Here is a 25738-nt window from a genome sequence, read left to right as displayed (position 1 = left end):
GCGTTTGTACTAACCCTTTAGTTAGGGGGTGTGCCGGTTCCCCTTGCCATATGTCAATACAATGCCCGAGTGGGTACGGTGAGGCTTTGGCTGATTGGGAGAGGCTTCGCACAAAAAGAATGACATGGGCATCGACAGATGAAGCGTAATTCTTTGGACCTGGTGCATAGCCAGTGTGTGGCCAACTGCTCACGCAGTCTGAACAAGCAGCGAATGAGGGGCCTCAAAACCGCTCCGCTTGGCATGATGGCCGCGGCATTGCTGGCATTGGCCGGTGGCGCCAGCGCTCAAACCCTGCTCGATAGTTACCGCTCGGCGCGTGTGTCTGACCCCCGCTACAAGGCCGTGGAGTTCAACACCCAGGCTGTCGGCACCTTGACCGATCAAGCATTTGCCGGGTTTTTGCCTTCGGCCAAGTTTGACCTGGAGCGCACCAGTACGCGCCAGAAGATCATCAGCAGCGAGAACCCGATTTTCGGTGCTGGCATGACCACCTTCCCCACCACCAATCAGACGCTGTCGATCACGCAACCGCTGTTCCGTGTGGATGTGTTGCGTCGCTTTGAGCAGGCGAAATCTTCTGTCAAACAAGCGGGTTATGTTTTGCTCGCGGCCGAGCAAGATCTGATGGTGCGAACGGCGGCCGCTTATTTGCTCGTCCTTGCCGCCAATGACGCGGTGGCTTTTGCCAAGGCGGAGCGCGAGGCCGTGGCCCGCGCACTGGAATTGGCGCAAGAAAAGCTCAAGATGGGCTTGGGCACCATCACCAATTTGCACGACGCAACCGCCCGCCATGCCTTGACGGTGGCGCGTGAGATCGAGGCGCGCAACAAGCTCGCTGACGCCAAGCAAGGCTTGCGCGAGATCACCGGTCAGCCGACCGAACAGTTGCAGACCTTGCGCGAAGATTTTGCCTTGACGCTGCCGGAGCCCGCCGAGGTGGAGCCCTGGTTGCAGATATCGGCCGAGCAAAACCTCAGCCTGCAAGCGCGCCGCGAAGGCGTGGAGATCGCCCGTCAAGAAATCGAGCGCCAGCGTGCTGGGCATTTCCCCAGCGTCAATATGGTCGTTTCGCAAAACCTCAAGGACAGCGGCAGCACCTTGTATGGCGGCGGCAGCAATGTGCGCACCACCGAGTTTGGCGTGCGTTTGACGGTGCCGATCTTTGAGGGGGGCTTGACCACCGCCGTCACCAAGGAAGCGGCGCTGCGGCATCAAAAATCTCAGGAAGAGCTGGAGCAGGAGCGGCGCGCCGTCGAGCGTCAGGCCCGCGCGGCCTTCGACAGCACGGTCAGCGGCACCACCTTGGTCAAGGCGCTGGGCCAGGCCGTGTTGGCGCAGCAAGGAGCGCTCGGGGCCAAGGAACAGGGCCAACGCTCGGGCTTGTTCACCTTGCTGCCGGTATTGGATGCTCAGCGAGACCTCTACGCCGCCAAGCGCGACCATGCGCAGGCCCGCTATGAATACCTGCTGAACCGGCTCAAGCTGGCGCAGGCCGCAGGCACTTTGTCCGAGCAGCATTTGAGTGAGGTGAGCGAAGCCTTGCAATGAGCAATACGCCCTTCAACAAGCGCACGCTGGTGAGCGCGGTAACGCAGGCCCTGAAGGCCCCGTTCCGCAGCAAATCAGCCCAGACCGCCCGGCGCAAGCCGGTGTTCGAGGCTCTGGAGCCGCGCGTCTTGTTGTCGGCCGAATTGCCGGTGATACCACCGCAGCAGCAACAGGACGCGTTTGCCTTGTCGGCGCCCTTGGAATTCGGCGCAGGGGCGGGCGAAGCGGCCGGCCATGTGATGGGCTCTTTGGCGCAGCAATTCCAGGCCGGACCCGATGCGGTGCAGGCGCCGCTGCGCTTTGTGGACGGCTGGGGCCAGGCCGAGCTTGACCAGAACACCGGCGGGCAAGGCCTGACCCTCGACTTTTCCGCCGTCACCGCCAAGCTGCGCTTTGAGATCGGCGTCGACGGCTCGGTCAGCGTTTCTGACGGTGTCAACCAAGCCCGCGCCGCCCATGTCGCCAAGCTGATCGGCGGCGCCGGGGACGACCTCTTCCATTTCAGTGGCGCTTTGCCCGCCGCTGGCCTGGAGATCGTGGCCGGGCGTGGCGCCGACACCCTGGACCTCTCGGCCCTGCGTCAAGACCTGCTCTACACCACCCATGCCGATGGCAGCCTCACGGTGACCGGCGGTGAGGCTGATGCCGCAGGCTTGGACACTTCCGCACCGCAGCTGCACATCAGCGGCCCGGTCGCACTGCTGCAAGGTCAGGGCGGCAACCGCTTTGTGGAAGAGCATGCGCCCATCATCGCCGGCACGCTGAGCCAGGGCCAGTTCTCTACCGAGGCCGCGCGTTTGTCGCTGGCGGCCTATGTGGCCACTCAGCCCGCGCCCAAGCAGATCGTCTTTGTCGACCCATCGCTGGCTAACTATCAAAGCCTGCTGAGCGATTTGTTCGGCGCCGGGCATGCCGCGTCACCCTCCCAAGCAGCCGAAGCGGTGGCGCAGTCCGCTGGAACGGCTGCACCTGTGAGTGCCGCGCCCTCAACGGCCGCCGCTCCGGCTGACACGCTGGTCGTCGTGCTGGACCCCAGCTGGGATGGCGTGCAACAGATCGGCCAATTGCTGGCCGCCTACCAGGGCCTCAGCGCCGTGCACGTGCTCAGCCACGGCAGCAGCGGCGCGCTGCGCCTGGGCAGCCGCACGCTGGACGGCAAGCGCCTCGACACCATGGCGGAGCGCCTGCGCGGCTGGCGCTCCGCCATGGCGCCCGGCGCCGATCTGCTGCTTTACGGCTGCGACGTTGCCGAAGGCGAAGCCGGCATCCAGTTCGTGCACAAGCTGGGCGATCTGGTCGGCGCCGATGTGGCGGCGTCCGATGACCTGACCGGGGCCAGCCGCTTGGGCGGCGATTGGCAACTGGAGTTGCAGACCGGCACGATTCAGGCGGCCTTTTTGCAGCCCGGATCTGTGGGACTTGGTAGTTATGACTTTGTGCTGTCAGACCCCTCCGTAGCGCCGATTCAGCCCAAGGTCCTGGTGTTTGTTGAAGACGGTCTGGAAGACTATCAAGGCCTGCTCGACTCGCTCTACGGCCCAGGCGCCAAGCCTGGCACGCAAGCCGACGGCAATACCGAAGTCATCCTGCTCGACAGCGGCGATGACGGTGTGCAGCAAATCACCGACATCCTCGCCCAAGCGGCCGATCATTCCATCAGCGCCGTTCATCTGCTGAGCCATGGCTCGGTGGCCTTGCTGGGCCTGGGTACCGCCGATCTGGACCGCGCCGGGCTCGACGCCTATGCCAGCCAGCTCGCCAGCTGGGACCGCGCGCTGTCCGACGATGCCGACATCCTGCTCTATGGCTGTCGCATCGGCGCCGGTGACCCGGGCGGCCAGTTCGTGCAAAAGCTGGCCCAGCTGACCCGAGCCGATGTGGCGGCCTCGATCAATGACACCGGCGCGGCCGCACGCGGCGGCGACTGGAATCTGGAGTTTGTGTTCGGGGATGTGCAGGCCAAAGGGCTGACGCCGCTGAGCAGCCAAGCCGACTACACCGGACTGCTTGTTGACAAAGTCGCACCCTCTAGCGGCGGCCTTATTGCCGCCGATCCCACCGGCAGCAAATTGACCGGCTCGGACAGAAATGACACCTTGGTCAGCGGCACTGGAATAGACGAGTTGCTTGGGAAGCTGGGTAATGACAGCTATCGATTCGCCAACGGATTCGGGCAAGACAAGCTGACCGACAGCGGTGGCATCGATACGCTGGATTTCACACGGATCACTGGCAGCGCTTTGACTTTTACGGTCGACGCAGATCTCAAGATTGAAGTCAAGGATGCTGCTGCCCCCGCCGCCAACACTGTCAAGAGCGCGAGCGGCGGCGGTATCGCCGGCATCGAATTCATCAAGAGTTCGACGGCGGCTGGCCGCAGCGATACCTTGGATCTCACCAGTTGGGCGGCCGCCGATAACGCCTTCATCACGATCAGGAAAAATGGCGATGTGATCGTCCGAAAGGGCTCGGCCACCGCCACAACGATGTTGACGCTGTCCAGCATCGAGAACATCTTGCTGGGGGCCGGCAATAACCGAGTCACCTTTGAAAAAGGCGCGACTCTGAAGGGCAAATTGACGGGCGGGGCTGGGGTGAACACCCTGGATCTGGGCGGCGCCACCCCGGACGCATTCTTCTCCAGCGCTTACGGTGCGGTAGCAGCAGTGGACCTGGCGGCCAAGAAGGCCTCGATGATCTACGGCGGCGCAGTAGATGGCATCACCGGGTTTGCCCATGTGATAGCCGGCGGCAAAGACGATGTGATCGTTGGGCTTGCCGCAGCGGCCTCGACCCTCAGCGGCGGCAAAGGCGATGACAAACTGACCGGCGGTTTGGCGGCCGACACCATCACCGGCGGCGCAGGTAATGACACCCTGACTGGCGCTGCCGGCAATGATGGCTTGACCGGAGGCGTGGGCGATGACCGTTATGTCTTTGCCGACGCTTGGGGCCAAGACACCGTCACCGAAACCGCAGCGGGGGGCAAGGACACGCTGGATTTGTCTGCCGTTACTCAAGGCTTGACGGTCAGCGTTGGGGCGAGTGCGGTTGAAGTCAGCGATGCAGCAGCAACCCCGAACAAGATCGACAGCGCAGACAACATCGAAGTCGTGTTGCTGGGTCAGGGCAGCAACAGAATTGCGGTCAAGGACACATGGGCGCAGGACCTGTTGATTGACGGACCGGCGCAGGCGATCAACACCTTGGATCTGGCCTTGATGACCTCGGCCATCACCATCACCCTGTCAGGGCCCGATGCCTTGCACCCAGCCGCTGCGAACAAGGTGGTGGTCAGCGATGGCAGCCACAAGCTGACTGTTTACAACGTCACGAACTTGACCGGCGGGCAGGGGGTGAATACCTATGTGCTGGACGATGCCAGCGCCTTCCTGCCGGGCACCCTGGACGCGAGCCGTGGCAAGAGTGTTTTTGACTACGCCAAGTTCAAAGACCATGTGGCCAGTTTCAATGCCACTGGAGTCGCTGTCACACGCAAGGCCGAACTGACGCTGACGCCTTTGAATACGGGCAACGCCGCCACCGCTGAAGAGTGGACGCTGCAGTTGCCGGCCGGCGCTACGGGTGGCAGCTACAAGCTGGCGATGGGTGGCGCCACGACCCAAGCTATCGCCTTTGATGCTGGTGCCGCCGTTATACAGGCGGCCCTTGCGGCGCTGAAGCTGCCGCTCGTCGCGGCACCTCAGGTCACGGCGGGCTCCGCCACTGGCCCATTCACCATCAAGTTCAATCTCGACCTTGAGCATCCGCGAGTGCCGCCGGCCATTGTGGCGGATGGTGAAGGTCTGTTGATGGCCGCTGCGGCGCCGACCATCACGGCCTCCACCATTGGCGGGCTCGATGTGGTGAGCATCTGGCATGAGGGCACCGCAGGTACCTTCAAGCTCGGCTCGACCTCATTCGGCCCGGCAGGCAGTACCGCCGATCTGGCCTGGAATATCTCGGCCAGCGCGCTCAAGACGGCCTTGGGCACTGCCGCCGATGTTGACGCCTATGTGCAGTCCGTCACCGGCAAGGGGACGAAGGCCGACCCTTGGAAGATTAGCTTCAAAGCAGCGGCGGCAACGCCGGTGGGCGGGACCGCGCCGCTGCCGCATTTCACCGTCGCAGCAACAACGGCAACGCCGGCTCATAGTCTGAAAAAGGCCCTGCCCGGCGTGGCCGGCACCACCAAGCTGTTGGTGGACAGCAGCCGCAATGTCACCAGCCTGTGGACCGACGCCAGCAGCGGCAGTTTCAAACTCCGTTTAGGGGGGGCAGGTGGGCAAGTGAGCACCGCTCTCAGCCTGACAGCGTCGGCCAACAATGTCGAAGATGCGCTCAAGGCCTTGAGCAATGGTGGCGCCGAGATTGTCAATGTGGCGGGCAGCGGCACGGCGCTGGACCCATGGCGGGTGTATACCAAGAGCGGCAGAACGGTTGAATTTGACACTGCCACTGCCGACCTGCTCAAAGCGCCCATCACTTTGAGCCGAACGACAGCCGGCGTGGCACCCCAAGCCACCAGCTATCGCCTCTACAGCAACGCAGTGAGCGGCAATTTCAAGTTAGCGCTGCAAGAGGGCAGCGCCACCCTCGTCGAGACGGGTGAGATTGCTTTTGATGCCAAGGCGCAGGACTTGGCTGCAGCACTGAAGGCCAAATTGGGGGCAGAACCCAATGTGCTGGTGATCGGCACAGGCTCGGTCGACGATCCCTGGGTGCTGAGCTTTTTGAAGCCTTACGCGGATGTCAAGCTCACGCTGCCGGCGGACGCCTCTGCTGGGCTGCGAATCGTCGGCGGTGCCGTGGAGATAGCGGCGGCCGATGACCTTGCTCAACATAAGTTCCGCAATCAGCAGACGATTACCTTAGACGAAAAAACCGAAGGCAGTTTGCGTCTGTCTTATGGCGGTGAACTGACGGCAGCCATTACGCTTGATGTAAACCCCGCGACAACCGCTCTGACGATTCAAGCGGAGTTGGCCAAGCTCAAGTCCATCAAGGGCAAGTTGACTGTCGCCGTGGCCTCCACGGTGTTAGCGGGCAAGCAGCAATGGAAGGTCACATTTTCGCCACTTGCCGGCGCACCCGCTGCCACGGCCGCGCAACCCCTGGTGTTTGGTCTGTTGCGGCTAGGCGCTGACAGCGGGCTGCGGGTCCATAGCAGCGCTTTGACCCTTGCCAGCGGCGGTGTCAGCGGCTTTGCAAAGCTGAGCCTGCCGGCGGCACCGGCGCTGGACAAGCTCACCATCAAGAGCGCTAGCCTGGTTTACGGCCCGGTGACCGAAGTTGACACGCGCACCGTCAGCGGCGCCAAGATCAGAGAACTGCTTGGCTCTGCAGATGAGGCCTTGGCAGGCCGCAGCGGCAATGACATCTTGACCGGCAATACGGGCAAGAACGAAATCAGCGGTTTGGCCGGCAATGACATTCTTGACGGCGCCGCCGGTGATGACAAGCTGATCGGTGGCGCCGGCGGTGACCGTTATTTGTTCAAGCCGGGCTTTGGCAAGGATGAGATTGCTGAGGTCAAACAGAGCGGCTCCTTGGGTGCAGCTCCGAACCAGAACATCATTGATTTCTCGGCGCTGGCCACCGGGGCAGCGTTGACCGGCAGTGCCGACACAGCTACCGGCATGACTCATGTGCTGAGCGGCGGCAGCTTGCAGTCGGGCGTGTTTGCCAAAGGTGCTAGCTATCAGCTCAGCACCGAGCAGGATGCGCTGAGCGGCGTCAATTTCTCAAACGGCAAGGTCACGGTCAAGGCCGGTAGCAGCACGCCGCTGGATGAAGTCACGACGCTTGAGCAAGGGCTGAAGTACATCCAGGAGATAGTCACCGGCAATCTCGACAACCGCTTTGTGTTCGGCAACGATTGGGGTTTGCTGAATATGCTGGGGGCCAATGAGCCCGATTTTCTGACCGGCTTCAAGAGCCGCAATCAGGAGCTGCGCATCGACACCAGCGCGACCGTCAATAACGGCAAGCAATTGGTGCTGGACTTCCGCGCTGTCGACAAAGAGTTGACTTTCGAGTTCGGCAAGAACAGTGCCGGCGGCACCAATCTGACGGTATGGCGCAGCGCCAAGATCTTGCCCAATCTGCCTGGCCCGAGCAAGATTTTCGACTTACTGGACGAGCGCGGCCGCTTCCTGGACCGCAACGGCAAGGCTTTGCCGCCCGATCCGGGCGAGCCGGCCAACACCATCATCTTGACGCTGAAGGAGAAGATGCAGGCGGTGCTGGGCGACCTGCTCACCGACACGATCGCAAGCTTCCTCGACAGCTTCATGCCGGGTGACCAGGACTTCAACAAAATCGTCTTCAGCGATGTGGGCGAGAACACGCTGGTCTTCGGTGGGCGGGATCAAAACACTTTCTCGTTTGCCGACGATGCCAAGTTCACCGGGCAATTGGTGGCCGGATCAGGGCTGAGAAATCCTAAGGAAGTCGCGCTCAATGTGGCCGCCTTGAGTGGCCTGATCACGCTGGATGTGCCGCCGCTACAGGTGGTCAACACGCTGAAGCTGGTCAATCAGAACCCGCTCACGGCCAATTTCGTCAATCTGGGCGGCACCTTCAATTTGGAGAACAAGTTCAGCAGTCTTGCGCCGCGCGCCGACGGCCTGAGCAGTGCGTCCCTGCAGGATATCCACAATGTGACGGTGGGCGCCGGGGCACAGTTGTTGATCGGCAGCAACCTCAATACCGGCTTGGGCTGGGCCAATGGGCGACCCAGTTTCGATGCCTCGAATATCGAGTTCGGCTCCGACACCTTCACCATCGAAGGCAGCTCGATCTTGCCGGAGGTACCAGGCAGCAATATCTTCTCGACGGTTGTGAACAAAGTCGTCGAAGCCACCGGCATTACCCAAGCATTGGGTGTGCACGTGATGGCCGGCATGACGGGCTCGGATACTTATAAATTCGACACCACCTTGTGGGGTGCCGCTGCGGTCATCGAGGTGCCGGACATCAGCATTGGCGGGGTGTCTGCACCAGAGTTCTACGACACGCTGGACTTCTCAGGGGTCAGCCAGGATCTTGACTTCTGGGTGTTAGAAGTCACCACCGCCAATCTGGGCTTTGTCACCAGCGCCTTCCAGGCGATGGAGGGCAAAGCGGGCGCCGATGGTGGCTTTACCCGACCCAGCAGCGTGATCGAGGTGGGCACCAATCTGGTGTTTGTGACCGACGGCGTGATCAGTCAGCTGGGCAATAAATTGCCGCCGGCCTGGTTGGGCGGCCTCAATATCGGCAAGCTCTGGGCCGCCTCGACGGTGTCGGATCTGCGGTCCATCGATCCCAATATCGACCTTGATCTGGCCGGCAATTTTGTGATCGCCAACGACATCGAGAACTTGGTCGGCGGCAGCGGCAAAAACACCGTCCACTTTGTCAATGGCGCGCGCTTGCAGGGCAGCATTGGGGGCGGCACCGTCGTGCTCGACTATGCCCCCTACTTCGCAGGCAGCAATGTGACACCGGCTGGCGGCAACAAGGGCGTGACGGTCGACTTCGGCGCCGGTGGCTACTGGGATATGTTTGCCCGCGCCCCTGGCGTGTTCGCGACGCTATTCGGGGATCTGGTGCCGCATGTCTGGAGCTTTGGCTCGGCGCAATCGGTGCTGGGCAATCGCTTGATGCCGGGCTTGAACGACTTCTTCGGCAGTTTGACCGGCCACAAGACCGGTGTTGCCGGCGGCGGTGACGTGGTCGGCACGGCCTATGACGACAACTTGAAGGGCAGTGGCGCCGACAACGCCTTTACCGGCGGTGGCGGCAGCGACACCATTGATGGCGGTCTTGGAGACGACACCTATATTTCCAGCAATGGCAGTGAGGCCGCTTCGATCGATATGAACAGCGGCCGGGTCTGGGCCGGCGGTTCGCGCAGCTATTTCTACACCACCCAGCAGGGCCAAGCCGCCAAACATGAGGTCCAGGTCGTCTCGCTGAACGGCGCAACGGGCGGAACATTCAGCCTGCAATTGGGCGCGCAAAAGACGGCCGAACTGGCCTTCGATATCAGCGCGGCCGATCTCGGCGAGGCCTTGAAGACCTTCTCGACCGGCACGACCGTGGTCACCGGCACCGGCAAGAAAGATGATCCCTGGTTGATCAACTTCCTGGATGCCGGCGAGGTGGGCGAACTGAGCAGCCTGTCCGCCAAACTCAGCGGTGGCAGCCTGTCGATCAGCACCCGCGTGCAAGGCGCAGTGGCGGTGGGCGAGGTGCAAAAGCTCTGGAACAACGCACTGAGCGGGAATTTCAGGATCAACTTGGGTGATCAGGCCACAGCGGGCCTGCAGTGGAACGCCAGTGCAGCCGACCTTAAAGCCAGCCTGGAGGCCTTGGAAGGCTTCGAAGGCAAGGTGGTAGAGGTCACAGGCAAGGGCACGGCTGCTGAGCCCTGGGTCATCAAGTTTGACAAGAGCCTGGGGGATTTGCCCCAGCTGGTCACGGCCGACACCGGCCTGCAAATCGCCCAGACCACGCTGGAGACAACAGACGGTGCGCGCCTGTCACTGGCCAAGCAGACCGTCACGGTCTCGCCCGCCGATCCCGCCACCGGCAGCTTGGGCGGCAGCTTCAAGCTCAGCCTCGGCGGGGTAGAGAGCGTCGCGATCCCCTATGACGCCAGCGCTCAGGAATTCAGAGCCGCAATTCTGCCCTTGATCAATGCGCCGGGGCAGGCTTGGTCCGGCTTGCGTTTCGTCGTTGAGAACGAAGCCGACGGTACTTGGTCGATTCAATTCAATGCCAGGGACAAAGGCGGTTGGATTGGGCGCAACAATCCAGACACCCGTTACACCGATGGTGTGGCGGTACCCGATTTCACGATCAACGCTAAGGCCATGGTCAATGGGTCCGTGGCGGTGGTGAACAATGAGCGGGGCGGCCGAAACGTCAACGAGACCATCAAGCTTTGGAACAACGCGGATGGCGGTACCTTCAAATTCGCGATTGGACTCACCGATAACTTTAGTGACCCGGACAGCTCCGCTGAACCTGTCAAACGCTCGGTGGCATTGCCATTCAACGCGAGTGCTCAACAAATCAAGGCCGCGCTGGAGAGCTCGAGTTTTGACTTCTTGGGCGAGTCCGTCATTGTCACTGTGACCGGCGAAGGCACGGAAAAAAACCCTTGGATCATCGTATTCACAGGCCCTGGCAGCTTGAATGTGCGTGATCTCACGGTCGAGGATAGCTTCAGTGACCCGTGGAGCGAACTCAAGGTCACCGCCAAGGGCAGCGCCACCGAGCAAGCCGTTCAAACCTTGATCAACCACGCAGTTGATGGTGACTTCAGCATCAGCGCAGGTGGCAAAACCAGCGCCGTCTTGGCCTTTGATGCGACGGCCGCCGATCTGCAGAAGGCGCTGAAAGATATTGACGTCGCGGTGACCGTCACAGGGGGCGGCAAGGACGGCAGGTCACGCACGCCTTGGACCATTACTTTTGATGGCAAAGGCGAGCAGGTGGCGCTGCTCATCAATGACTCCGGCCTGCAGCACACCAGCGCCGTCTCGGCGCTGAAGAACATTGAGAAGATTGGCGGCGGCAAAGGCAATGACCTGCTGATCGGCAGCGCCGGTGTGGTGATCGCGAACAACTGGGGCGACGATTTGTTGCTGACCCAGGACGGTGAGTTGGGGATTGATTTCAACGCGGTCACGACCCGGGTCTACACGGTCAAGCAGGTGCAGGCAGACGCCGCTCTCAAGGCCGCTTTTGACAATCTGTTGACGACGGCAAAAGCCGGCGTGACCGTGGATGAGATGGTGGCCAGCGAGACCGATACCTTCAAGGTATTTTTGGCCTTTGGCACGGACGCGAACGGCAAGACCGACACCAGTAAATTCAACCGCCTGACGGTGGTGGGCAGCTTCGATGGCTGGGAGCAGCGGATCAACAAGGTTGCGTCTGCGATTCCGAGCACGACGGCCGGTCCGGTGTTGGCGACACAGGCCGGGCTGGGTCTGACACCGGTCACGACCTTGCGCCAGGCGGACATCACTGCCTTGCGCAATGAAGCCGTTGGCCGCTGGCTGGCAGCAAGTGGCAACGACGCGCAGGTGGCCGCTTATCTCGACAGCCTGGTGTTCACGATTGCCGATCTGGACGGTTTGGCGCTGGCGCAGACCGGCAAAGGACGGATTCAGATCGATGCCGACGCGGCCGGCAACGGCTGGTTCGTTGACATCACGCCCGGCTCGGACAGTGAATTCAATATCGCAGGGCCCGGCAGCATGCTGCGCGCCGAAACGGGCAGCCAGGCTTTTGGCCGTTATGACCTGTTGTCGGTCTTGATGCATGAGATTGGCCACGCGCTGGGGCTGGCCCATGCGGGCAATGCCGAAGCCTTGATGAGCGAGCAATTGGCCGTCGGCAGCCGGACCTCCATCTCGGCAGCAGAAGTCGTCGGTATCGCCTTGGGTCATGCGACAGGTGGCCAGGCCTTGGCCGTGGCTGCCAATGATCAGGCCAAAATCATCGCCGGCCTGGGCCAGTTCAAGACCTGGGCCGCAGGCAGCATTGCGGGCAAGCTGAGTGAGGTTGCTGCGGCCGCCAATGCCCTGCCCTTTGTCAGCGAAACGCTCAGCGATGTATGGGGCTTGACGCCCGGTCAAATCGACGCCGCGCTGCAATCGACCGTGCTCAAACCGCTGCAGGACTTGTTTGCGTCCAAGGCCGAGGTCAGCCTCGCCGATATTCTGGCCTTGCCGGGTATGTCGGTTTCGGGTTCCGCCGAAGGCTTCAGCATCAGCGCTTCGATTCAGCTCAAGACTTACAGCAAGAGCGTGAATCTGGACTTCAGCGATGACAGCCTGGGCCAGCAAATCGGCTTGGCAGCAATGCCGGGTGCGACGCCTTCAAAGGCGGTGACCTTGGACGGCAAGGTCACGCTGAGCTTCACTTTTGGGCTCGACAAGAACGGCGACTTCACGGTGATCGATCCGCGCTTGGCCGCCCGGGTGGGCCTGAACTCGGCGGAGAAATTCCAACTCGCGGTACGTCTGGGCTCGCTGGGCATGGGCGTCGAGCAGGGCTCGATTCAGCTGGATGCTGGTGTGAGCTGGCTTACCGGTGGCGGCTTGCAGACGCTGCCGGGCGGAGTATTGGCCGGTGACTGGGGCGGTGCGGCGTTTGACCGAGACTCCAGTTACCGGGTCGATCTGCCCATGGCCTTGCGCGGGCAGGTGAATGGTCTGGCGCCTGAGTCGGGCCGCATCGCTGGCGCGCTTGGCCCCGGCGAGATGCTGCTCGGCAGCAAGCTGGCCGGCTTCTTCGGCAGCATTGCTCAGTATGTCAAGGGCCAAGGCCTGAGTGGGTCGATTGAGGGCAAGGGCGTCTCCTTGGACGCGGTGCTCAGTGGCATCGCCAAGGCTTTGGATGCGCTGACCAATGGCTCGGTCGGCAACACCAAGCTGCCCATCATCAACAAGTCGGTGTTGGAGCTGTTGGGCTCGACCGGCGGTGATGTGATCAAGGACATGCAGGGCGCGATCAAGGCGGTGCAGCTGGCCTTGTCCGATATGCAGTCCATGGAGCTGGACCTCAACTTCGCGCTGGCTTCGGCGCTCGGTTTGAACCTTGGGCTGGGTTCCAAAGCAAGCGTCAAGGCCGCCTTGCAAGCGCTGGCCAATGTCTCCTTCGGCCTGAGCGGGGAATCCAGTGATGAGCAACTGGCGCTTGCGCTTGCCGCCACTGATTCGCTTTACAGCGCGCTGGCGGCCGAGCGTGACCTGCTCGCTGCCTTTGACCGCATGGCTGTGCTGGGGCTGGCCGGCACGTCCAGCGATGAACAACTGGCCAAGGCGCTCTTGCCCTCCGTCGGCGGGGCCGCAGCGCTGTTCACGGCCTTGCAGGCCGATCGTGATGCCTTGCGTGGCAGCACGAGCTACTTGGGCTACAAAGCCGGCGTGAGTCGTTTGAGCCTGCTTGGCTTGGCCGGCGACAGCAGCGACGCACAAATTGCCGCCGCTTTCGACAATAGCGAAACCATTGCATTTGCCAAGTCCTTGAGGACGGCCGCGGCACAAAGCAATACAGACACCGACGCGCGCGACTTTGCCCGCAACTACCTGGCGGCGCGAGGTCTTTCCGAGAGCGCCAGCGACGCGCAAATAGCCACAGCCTTTGACAACACAAGCGAGCTGGCGCGGGCCAGGGCGGACCGAGACCTGGTGTTCGGCTTCGACGTCGCCTTGTTGGCCGCCTTGGGTCGTTTGGAAAGCCATGGTCTTGATGGCGAGGCCAGCGACGAATCGATTGCCACTGCGCTGGTCAATGCGGATAGCTTGGCGGCAGCCAAGGCTGACCGGAATTTGCTGCGCGACAGCAAGCTCAGCCTTGACGCAGCCCGCAGTGATCTGAGCGCCCGAGGCTTGGGCAGTGGATCAAGCAATTTGGTGCTTGCAAACACGGTGATCGCCGAACGCGCATTGCCGCTGGCGCAATTGAAGCTGGCGCGAGACCAAGTCGCCGCCTATGAGGCCGGGCGTATCGTCAGCCTGAACTACGCCGACTCGGCCTTGACGGTGCAGTTCCAGTTCGAGAAGCATTTGCTGCCCGATGCGCGCGTCAATTTCGCGCTGGACTTGCAAGATCTGGCCGGCCAAGACCCCGCCTTGAAGGCCCTGCTGGGCAGCGGCGGAGCACTCAGCGCGGCCGCCGGCGGCAGCCTGAGCGTGGATGCTTTTGCGCGCTTTGATCTGGGCATCACGGTCGACCTGGGCGATATTTTTTCTCCCACGATCTATCTGCTCGACAACAGCGGCATCACGCTTGGACTGGCCGCTGTTGGCGATGATCTGGACCTGAGCATCGGTGTCGACTTCGGCGGCGCGCTGCCGGCCCTCAAGCTCTCTGCCATAGACGGTAGCGCACAAGTCAGTCTGCAGGCGCATCTTGGCCTGGACGCTGCATCCGATGGCAGTGGCCGTTATCAAATCAGCAAGCTGAAGAAGAGTGATTTCGACTTCTCGGTGGCCGGCGCGGTGGCGGTCGATCTGCCGCTGTTCTTCCCGACCGCGACCGTGCCCATGGGCGGCAGCACGCAAGACCGTGACGGCGACGGCTATGGCGACAATTTGCTGCATATCGGCACCGGCCTGAGTTCGGACGGTGGCTTTACCGGCATGCAATTCGTGCTGCCCGACTTCGCCTCGTCCTTCGACCTCTTCGCCATCCTCAATAACCCCCAGAACCTGCTGACCGGCCTGGAGGGCATGTTCGGCTTCAAGGACAACTTGGCCGGCATGTTCCAGGACCTCGGCTTGCCGATGGTGGGCAATGCCTTGAAGGACGCGACCAGCTTCATCGACACCTTGAAGGTCGATTTGCTCGGCAACAAGGTCGGCCTGAACTACAGCGACGGTTTGGGCAAGACGCTGCAGGATGGCAATAAAGAGGGCAAGTCCACCATCGATCTGATCCGCGATGCCTTGTTCGACAAGCTCGGACCCGGCTTTGATGGCAAGGGCCCCAACCTCTTGATGATCGAGAGTCTGGATGCTAACGGTCAATATCAATACACCCAGCTGACCTCGGCCGACCAGGTTCAATTGACGGCCGACGCCAAGCATGTGCAGTTCAACGTCGTCTTCAAGGGCACCATTTTCCGCAAGGAAATGCCGGTGGACTTTGGCGTCGCGCTGCCCGGCATCGAGCTGGCCATGGATGCCAAGGTGCTGCTGGACTTCTCCTATGTGTTCGCGCTGGGCTTGGGTATCGACAAAGGCGGGGTCTATGTTGATACCTCGGGCTCGGCCGCTGGTGACGCCGAATTCAAGCTGAGCCTGACCGCCAGCCTGGTGAATCCGCCGGCCGGCAAGGCGGCGCTGGATGCGACGCTGGGCTTCTTGCAACTGCAGGTCAAGGACTTCCTCTCGGACGGCGGGCTGGTGGACGGCAAGTGGGGCAGCTTTGCAGCCGATCATGAGGCCAGCGCCCTGACGGCCAGCTTCAGCATTGATCTGGTGGATGCGGGTGGTGACGGCAAGTGGGAAGTGATGAAGGCCGAGAAGGTCGACGTCAATATGAATCTGACGGCCAAGGCCGATGTCGACCTGGAAGCGCTGGTCAGCATCCCGGCCATCGCAGGCCTGCAGTTCCCGCAGCTGCACACGGTATTCCATTACAGCCAGACCTTTGCCGATGTGACCATTGGCACCGGCATGAACAAGGCCACCTTTGGCGGCGCGCCGGTGATCTCGTTCGAGAACGTGCAGCTGGATTTGGGTCAATTCATCAGCGAATTCATCCGGCCCTTGATCGGCAAGGTGCGCGATGCGCTGAAGCCGCTGGACCCAGTGGTGGAGCTGCTGACCACGCCTATCCCCTTGCTGACGGCGCTGGGTGCCAAGCCGAATGAGGCCAATCTGCTCGGCCTGGGCAGCATGGTGATGGGCCAGACCAAGTACGCGCCGGTGGCCAAGGCGGTCAAGGCGATTGCCGATGTGCTGGCCTTCATCAAAACGGTGGATGAATTCGTCGACGCCAACCCCGGCCCGATTCTGATCAGCTTCGGCACCTTCGAGGTCGGCGGCGATATGCGCACACCGGGCGCGGCCAAGAATTCCACTCCAGTGGTCAGCGCGCCGCCCAGCAAGCCGACCGAAACCTCGAACCAGAAGGCCAATAACGTCACCAAGAAGATAGGCACCACCGACGGCGCCTTCCGCTTCCCGCTGCTGACCGACCCGACGCAGGCCTTCGGGCTCTTGACCGGCAAGGACGTGACGCTGTTCATTTATGACCTGCCCAAGCTGGAGCTGGAGTTTGAATACATCAAGTCCTTCCCGATCTTCCCGGGGCTGAATGCGCGCTTCGGCGGCGCGGTGAAGGCATCGACCAACTTCAGTTTTGGCTTTGATACCCACGGCATCAATGAGTGGCGCAAGGGCTGGGATCTGAGCACCTCGGACGGTGATGGTCTGGACTTCGACTTCGGCCACGCCTATTTGGCCGCCAATGGCTTCTTCCTTGATGACCATATCGTCGGCGGCGTGGACATGCCCGAGGTGACGCTGTCGGCCAGCATCTTTGCCGGCGCCTCGCTGGGCTTGGGCGGCTTGGTGGAAGCCGGGGTCGACGGCAATATCACGATGAATATCTCGTTCGATCTGAACGACAACCCGGCGGTCGGCCCGGACCCAAATCACCCCTGGCATTTCCAGCAGGCGGGCGAGGAATGGGGCGACGGCAAGCTGCGTTTCGGTGAAATCATCAACCGCTTGGAAGACGGGCCGCTGTGCCTGTTCGACATGAAGGGCGCGCTGACCATAGGCTTGGATGCCTTCTTGTGGATAGGCATTGATGCGGGTTTCTTCAAGATCACCATCTTCGACGAGACCTTCAGCCTCTTCCACGCCACGCTGTTCGACTTCAATCTGGTTTGCCACGGCCATACGCCGCCCACCTTGGTGGACCAAAGCAAGGTCACGAACAGCAATGTGATCTATCGCCCGGCGGACCCAGCCAAGGGCGTCAATGAGGTCTATTACAAGACCGTCAGCGATGGGGTGTTGACGCTCAATATGGGCAATCGCGCCGGCCAGCGTGGTTCCGAATGGGGCGAGGACGGGGACGAGAAGTTCACCATCGGTCGCGAATTGGCGGCCGACGGCGTGACCGAGGTCACCACGGTCAAATACCTGAACTACACCGAGCGCTATGTGGGCGTGACCAAGGTGGTCGGCAACGGGGGATTGGGCGATGACGAGCTGATGGTCGAGAAGGGCGTGCTGGCCGCGATCGAGTTCCATGGCGGCGCCGGCAAGGACAGCTTCACCCAGCGCGGTGCCGGTGCGGTGCGCGTGTTCGGCGATGACGATGACGACATTCTGATCGGCGGCGGCGCGGCCGATGAGATCCATGGCGGCAGCGGTAACGACAAGATTGACGGCGGCGCCGGCAATGACATCCTTTTCGGCGATGCCGGAGATGATTTCATTGTTGGTGGCGATGGCAATGACCTGATCTACGGCGGCGACGAGTCCGATGACGTGGCCGCCAAGCATGGCGATCGCATCATTGGCGGCGCCGGCAATGATGAGATCTTTGCCGGGGCGGGCCAAGACCTGGTCAGTGGCGGTGAGGGCAATGACTGGCTCGATGGCGGCAGCGGCAATGACCGCCTGCAAGGCGAAGCGGGCGATGACGTCATCTTGGGCGGTGCGGGTGACGACTTGATCATCGGCGGCCTGGGCGCCGATGTGCTCTTGGGCGGCTCGGGCGACGACACCTTCAAATGGGCCGGCGTCAACAAAGACCTCAAAGGTATCGAGCTGGGTTCGGACGGCATCGATGCCTTCGTCAGCGGCGACGAAGGCAATGACGGCCTGAGTCTTTCCACCAGCGACGGCGCCGACACGGTGCAACTGCAGTCCTTCACCAACGCCAGCACCAGCATCAGCAAGACGCGCCCGGTCAGTGGCGCCGTGGAGACGCTAACGCGCAGCGCAGCCGGTGTCACGAGTGCCATCACGATTGGCTCGCAGACGTCCACCTTGACCGGCACCAGCCTGGAGTATTTGTCTATCGACTTGCTGGCCGGCGCCGACACCTTGATCGTCGGCGATTTGCAGCCCAGTGGCGTCAGCAAGATCACGACCGATCTCGGGGTGGCCTCGGGCGAGCTGACCGAGACGCGGTCGGTCCAGAAAACCGACGCCGCTGCTAACCCGCTATTCCTCGATGCGAGCGGCAATCAAACCACCGTGCAGGCCGGCAACCGACCTGACTATGTGATGGTGGCCGCACGCGGCGCCGACGGCAGCACGCGCCTGTTTGCTGGCGTGGTGGCGGGCAGCAGCAGCGAGCGAATCGAGCAGAAGTCGGTGCTGACCCCAACCGGCAATGTGGCGGCCGGCGATATCTGGCGGGTCACGCTCGGTGGCGTCGCTGCACCGTTCGAGACGGTGGCGCAGGCAGGTGACACGCTGGCCAGCATCGCCGGGCGCTTGGCGGCCATGATCAATGCCAGTGCGGACTACAGCGCTGTGCTGGTGGATGTGCTGACCAATGGCGGCACGGCGCAGGGCATAGAGATCAAGCGTCGCGTCGGGGGGCTCGCCTTTGATGCGGCAACCAGTGCTTTTGCGCCCGACGGTAAAAACGCGGCCTCCGGGTCCTGGGCGGTGAGCGAGACGCCTTTTGAGCAGCGTCTGCTGACGGCGGTGGTCAATTTGGGCCTGGACGCCGATCAGAACGGCGTGGTGGCCACCAGCGAGCAAGTGAAGGCCGGTGATGTCTGGACGCTGACCTTGGGCGGCGGGGACTACAAGTACACCAGCAAGACGGGAGATACGCTGAGCGGCGTCGCAGCGAGCTTGCGGGACCAAATCAACGCCCGCAATGAGGCGTCGGCCGGCATCATGGTGGCCAATCGCCTGGCTGGCGGAGTGTCCTACAAGGCCGAGTTGAGCAATGACCTGCTGACGGTCAGCAACTGGCAGCAGCGCACTTTCAATTTGACAGGCAATGCCGCGCCGGTGGCAGGTGATAGCTGGTCGATCAAGCTGGATGACGCAACTTTCAGCTACACGGTACTCGAAGGTGACACCCTGGAAGTGATCGCCGCCGGCCTGGCCGCCAGCATCGATGCCCATGCGGCCTTCCAAGCGACCCAGGTCGGCAACGATCTTGTGATCGTGCGCGTCGGCGCGCTGCCGGACTTCACCGCCTCGGTGGGCCGCAGCTATCTGGTGCCCGAGACCACACAGGTCAAGGTCAGCAATCTGGACAGCGACGGCCTGCCGAAGAATGACGCCGAGGCCGACCGGGTCTTCATCTACGGCAATGCCAATCTTGACGATTGGTTCACGGTTACCACCAGCAGTGAAGTCGACCGCGCCGGCCACAGTTTTGACACCCTCAGCGCGACCCGCAAGATCTCGGGCAATAGCAGCTATTTGCTCAGCTACGACTTCAAGAACGCCAAGCGTGGCACGGTGAGCGGGCCGCTGGACAGCTTGACGATTTATGCGGATTCGGCGGATGCACTGTCCGGCCTTGGCGGCAATGACGTCTTGGATGCCAGTGCCGTCGTGCGTGACCTGGCCGCTTTGACGCTGGTCGGTGGTGCCGGCAATGACCGCCTGATCGGCTCCGACTTCAACGATGTCTTGAACAGCGGCCTGGGCAATGATGAAGTCACCGGCGGGCCCGGGGTCGACCGGTTCCTGGATGCGGGCGGCAATGACACCTTGATCGAACAGCGCGACTGGGATATGTCGCTGTTCGGCAATTATTTCGTCGTCGGCCGCATCGTTGGCGATGCTGGCGGCGACTTTTACAAGACCGATGGGTCCAAGGGCAACCCCTTCAACGTCGACTTCCTCGGCGACCCAGACCCCCAAATGCCGGGGCTTCGTGACAGCGGCGATCATTACCGTGCTGCGCGCGCCCAGACCGGTACCGAGACCGCCATCCCCTTGGAGATCGAATCGCTGCTGGAGGGCGGGCGCAGCCTGTTCGAGAACGCCCGCCTGAGTGGCGGCGACAGCAACAATCTGCTGGTGGTCGGCGATCTGGACGGCACTGTTTTCACGCCAGGATCGGCTCTGGGTGAGACCCTCAATGTCACGCCTTGGACAGGCAGCGCGACGTTGGACAATCGCACGGCACGTCTGGGCGGCAGCAGCCTGTCCGAGTACTACATCGTCAACCTCACGGGCCGCAGCGGCGGCATGGTGACCATTGCCGACTCCGGCGGTACCGAGGGTTATGACGAGCTCTATGTGTTCGGCACCCAGGGTGATGACAAGGTCTACATCAACCGGGCCGGTGCCGAGCTGGGCAGCCTGGTGCTGGGTGATCGTTTCGATCCGGCCAAGCCCTTCAATGCCGAGGTGACCAGCAGCGTGCCCAATAGCGCCGGTGTGCGCGACAAGGCCTTCCTGACGGTTACCAACCGCAATTCGACGGCGCCGGTGACGATGAGCTTGTTGAGCGGCAGCGGTGCGGTGCTGAGCACCAGCGACGGCAGCGGCGGCGCTCGGCTGCGCCTGACCGGTGCCGTGGCGGTGGGTTCGGTCTGGACCGTGGCGATCAATGGCCAGAGCTTCAGCTACACCGCCAAGTTGAAGGATCAATTGCTGGATGTGGCGCGCGGCCTGCAGAACGCCATCCGCAGCCCTAACCCGCTGCGCGATACGGTCTTGTTTGGCGGCCTTGAGCGCATGACTCTGCGCACCTTGGACGGCAATGACACCATCCTGGTCGATGACACCGCCGTCGTCAGCGTGATCGAAATGGGCCGCGGCGATGACAGCATCGCCATCGGCACCGTGCCGCAGATTCCGGACGAGGGCAATCGGAACATCGAGTACCCCGATGGTGTGCCGGTCGCTGACACCCAGAACATGAGCAATGGCAATAGCTTTGAGCTCTATGTGTTCGGTAACACGCAGGACGATAAGTTCGAGGTCAATCACAACACGGCTTCGCTGTTCCTGGCCGGCGGTGACCATGACGACACCTTCATCATCAACACCTTCCTGGTGCTGAAGAAAAACCCGAACAAGCCCGACGAAATCAGCAACCTGACGACCTTGTTCGGCGGCAAGGGATCGAACCGCTACGAGTACCTGCAGAACGCGCCGGTGTTCATCAATGGCGGTTACGGCACCGACACCCTGGTCATCAATGGCACGCCGATCGCTGACCAGTTTGTAATCACCGATCACTATGTGTCCGGCGCGGGCCGCATCGTCTACTTCTCTTTCATCGAGCGTCTTGAGATCAACGGCGGCGGCGGCAAGGATGAGTTCTTCGTCCTGAGCACGCCGGCCGACCTGGAAATCACTATCCGCGGCGGCAGCAATGACGACATCATTCATCTGGGGGGCGAGGCGCCCGCTCAGGTGTTTGACCCGCCGGCCTTCAAATATCAGCCACCACCGATCGTGGTGCAAGACCCTGCCGTCATGGTCGAGTCGATCAAGGTGCTGCCCGCACAAACGCGCCAAATGCGACTCAATTGGTGGGACACCGTCTGGGGCAGCGATGCCTCGATTGCGGCCTGGGCGCGCAGCCGGGCGATTGATGAGCTGCAGGCCTGGTACGAGGCCGAGCGCCGCAAGGACCCGACCTTCCGTCTGATCAGCCACGACAGTCTGCAAAACGTCATCGAACAGATGATTGTGAGCAGCGTCCAGAAGTACAACAGCCGCTTCTACTGGGGCTGGTGGGATCCGGTGGTGGACATCACCTACGCCCTGCCTGAAATCCGCTATGGCGTGAGCCTGCCAGTCTTGCCCGAGGCGCGCCTGATCACGCCCGATGTGATCGAAGTAGACCCGCCCACCTTCGCGCTCAAGTCAAGCCCGAACTACACGGTGGCCAATATCTTGGGGCGCCTGGTGATAGACGGCGGCACCGAGAATGAGACCAGCGGTGATCTGATCTATGTGCATAACGAGGACGGCACGGTCAGCAGCGGCTCGTTGGGCCGCGAGACGATTCAGATCAGGGACGGCGAGCGCATTCAAGCCTTTGACGGCAGTGGCCGCGCCTTGTTCGACGGCGGCACGGTCACGCGCGAAGCGACGCGCAGCACCATCAATCTGAGCGGCACGGTGCTGGCCGGCCAGGTGTACACCGTGCTGCTCGACGCGGACAGCAACGAGGTCAATGGCTATAGCCATAGCTTCGGCCCCTACACCGCCACGGCGCTGGACACGCTGGAAACGGTGGCTCGCCAACTGGCCAATCGCATCAACGCCAGTGCCCAGTACGCGGCCGAGGCCTCCGGCAGCAAGCTGATCATCAGCGGCAAGAGCGGCGCTGACGCCATCAAACGTCTGGCCAGCACCGTGGCCGAAGCCTTGCTGCCCAAAGCGGGCACCGTGACGGAAGCTAACGGCAAAACCCGCTGGACGGTGACGCTCAGCGGTGACGTCAGCACGCAGGACTTCTGGGGTCTGCTCATCACGGACGGTGGCTCGGCAACGACCAAGGCCTTCAACTACTGGGTGGCTGCGGGCCAGACCTCGCTGGAAACGGTGGCGCGCTTCCTGGCCAAGGCGATCGATGACGATGTCAATCTGGTCGCCGTTGCCTCGGGCAATAGCATCATCATCACCCGCGTTTCGGGCGGCGCCATCGGGGCGGTGCAACTGCAGCATGCCTTGGCCCATGGCCGCATTCCGGTCAAGGTGACCGAGTATCGCCAGCGCTATGACGCCACCGGCCAGCCGGTGTCACGCGACTACCTGAGCCTGCAAGGCCTGGGCTTGAGAGGTGGCACCGCGATTGATGGCACGGTCTTTGCCGGCGTGCTGATACAGAACGTCGAGAACATGGATATCCGCCTGGGCTTTGACGGCGCGGGTGACAACAAGTCCGACACCTTCACCTTCCAGGCCACGGTCGGCGGAAACACCACCTTGGTGGCCGGCGGCGGCAATGACACGATCAATGTGCAGGCCGTCAATGGCGAAACGCGCATCCTCGGCGGCTCGGGCAATGACACTGTCAATGTGACGGACAGCAAGCAGCGCGTGCAGTTCATCGAGGACAAGCTGATCACCGAGGGTGACCGCAGCATCAAAGATGAAATCAAGACCGTGCTGTATGACGAGCTTGACCCGCAGCTCAAGCAGTTGGTGGACAACTCGCCGATGGTGTTCCGCAAGGTCGGCAGCCAAGTCATCAAGGTGCCTATCGTCCAGAAGAACGGTGCCGAGGTTTGGGTCAATGTGGCCAAGCTGGACCCGCTGACCGGACAAATCGTGTTGGTGGACTTCCATGAAGAGGTCAAGACCAGCATGGGCGATGTGAGCGTCAGCAAGGGGGCGGGCAATCAATGGTCGCTGCTCTTCCCCGCTGCCGGCGGTTTGGGCCTGGGTGACTTGACGGTCAATTCACAAGGCCTGGCCGGTGTGAACGTCAGCAGCGGCGCCGACAAGACCATCAAGCAGGTTTACCAAAGTGCCAGCGACGGCAGCTTCACCCTGACGATCAACGGGACCACCACCGCCGCGATCCCTTACAAAGCCACGGCCGCACAGGTGCAGGCGGCGATCGAAGCGGCCAATGTCATCCCGGCACAGGCGGGCTTGAAGGCGGAGTTCTTCAATGTCGGCCGCCCCATTGGCCGGCTGAGCGATGTCAATTTCAACGCGGCGCCGAGCTTCACGACCCGGGTCGACAATGTGAACTTCCTGGCCACCGGCGGCGTGTTCCCGCAATGGCCGGGCGGCGCTGCCGACTATTTCGGCGTGCGCTTGACCGGCTCTATCTTCATCCCGGTCACCGGCACCTACAGCTTCGCTACCACCAGCGATGATGGCTCGGTCCTCTATCTGGACGGCCTGCAGATTCTCGACAACGACGGCTTGCACGCCGATGCGACGCGGGTCAGTGTGCAGCGCGCCAATCTGCAGGCCGGCGTGCACAGTTTCGAAATCCGCATGTTCGAGAACGGCGGGATCGCGACGCTGCTGGCCAATTGGACCGGGCCGGGCCTGAGCGATCAGCTGATCCCAAGCTCGGCCTTCCGCTCTGGCGTCAACGTCACCGGCTCGGGGACGGCGGCCAGCCCATGGGTGATCAACTTCTCGTCCGATCCCGGCACCGTGACGGCCGACTCGCGCAACCTGAAATTGGCCAATGTCGGCGCTACCCGCGAAGTTCAGCGCATCTCGACCACGGCCAATACGGGCAAGTTCTCGCTGCTCTTCCGCGGTGAGGAAACCAGCCTGATCCCCTACAACGCCTCGGCCGAGACCTTGAAGGCGGCGCTGGAGGCCTTGAGTTCCATAGGCAAGGTCACGGTGACCGGCAATGGTCGCTTGAGCAGCAGCCCGAACGATGGCAACTCTGCCTGGGAAATCACTTTCATTGAGCCCTCCTTCGAAAACCTGCCGCAGTTGCTGGCCGGCCCGACCGGGGAGATCGATCTGCGCATCTCGACGCTGCAGAATGCGCAGGCCGCCCAGACCTTGTCGAACACGGCGCTGGGTGGCAGCTTCACGCTCAACTACCAGGGCTACACGACCGCGCCTATCGCCTTCAATGCGACTGCCGCGCAGGTCGAGGCAGCGCTGGAGGCCATCCGGGCCGGCGAGAAGCTCTATCTCGACAGCTATGGGCACCGCACCGTTGACAGCGGCAATGGCAACGCCGCCCGGCCATCGATCATCCCGGTTTACGACAGCGTGTTTGTGCCCTTGCGCAAGCCCACGGCCAACAGCCCGCTGTCGAGCAGCTTCGCCGGCTTCTTTGACCAGCTGATCATCAATGACAGCGGCAATACCAATGCCATCAGCGCGCATTTGACAGCCGACAGTTTGACGGGCTTCTCGCCCGCCGGCCGACCCATGACGTATTACGGCCTGGAGCATGTGCAAGTCACCCTGGGCCAGGGCGCCGACAATTTCTTCATCGACAACAGCGCCGGCAATGCCGCCACGCTCGATGCCGGCGGCGGCAACGACGTGATCAATATTGCCGCGCTGTCCGGCAGCGGCGTGATCACCACCGTCACCCAGGGCCGATTGGCCGCCAACGAGGTGCAAGAGATCACGGTCGGCGACGCCGTCGGTGGTCAATTCCGGCTCGACTTTGGCGGCGAAAAGACCGCCCTGCTGGCTCACAACATCTCGGCTGCGAGCCTGAAGGCCGCGCTGGAGGCCTTGACTGCCATAGGCAGCGTCGATGTGCAGGGCAATGGCAGCACCGCCGCGCCATGGCGTGTCACTTTCATCGCGCCCGGTTTCAGCGATCTGCCGCAGCTGCTGATCGATGCCGCCAGCAACAGCCTGGTGATGGCCGGCCGTTTGACGGTTGTGCGTGAGAACGAAGGTCGAGCCGCCAGTGCCGGCAAGCCGGCATTGCAGGAAGTGCAGGCCATCTATGCCGATGCCAGCAGCGGGAATTTCCGCCTCAGCTACAACGGTCAAAGCACGGCTTTGCTGAGTTACAAGGCCAGCGCAGCGCAGCTCAAGGCGGCGCTGCAGCAATTGGCCGGCGTCGGCGTGATTGAAGTGACGGGCAGCGGCGCTGTCGACAACCCTTGGCGTGTCAGCTTCGCGGCCGGCACCGGCCGGCCCTTGCTGGTGGCGCAGGGCGAGGTCGATTTCCGCAGCGCCGCTGCGGTCGCGACCCGCACTATGGTGGACGGTCGCGCGGCGGTCAACGAGCAGCAAGAGTTGGTGATTACCGCGTCCAG

2 protein-coding genes (1 of these 2 only partly in view) are annotated in these 25738 nt (G+C 62.2%); both read left to right on the top strand.

Annotated elements, in window-relative coordinates:
• The first annotated feature begins 213 nt into the window (after positions 1-213).
• Positions 214-1551 carry a TolC family outer membrane protein gene (locus PRZ03_RS11095; RefSeq protein ID WP_273600359.1) on the top strand — a complete coding sequence of 446 codons (1338 nt, stop codon included), beginning with the start codon at positions 214-216 and terminating at the stop codon, positions 1549-1551.
• Positions 1548-25738, top strand: partial view of a DUF4347 domain-containing protein gene (locus PRZ03_RS11090; RefSeq protein WP_273600358.1) — the 5' portion only. It continues 21325 nt past the right edge of the window; 24191 of the gene's 45516 nt are visible here — the first part of the coding sequence; its start codon is at positions 1548-1550; the stop codon falls past the right edge of the window. Before PRZ03_RS11095 ends, PRZ03_RS11090 begins: the two co-directional genes overlap by 4 nt.

This window comes from Roseateles albus (assembly GCF_028595345.1).
GTDB classification, from domain to species: Bacteria; Pseudomonadota; Gammaproteobacteria; order Burkholderiales; family Burkholderiaceae_C; genus Paucibacter_A; species Paucibacter_A albus.
Note: the sequence above shows the minus strand (reverse complement) of the source record. Positions and strands in the feature narration are given on the sequence as shown.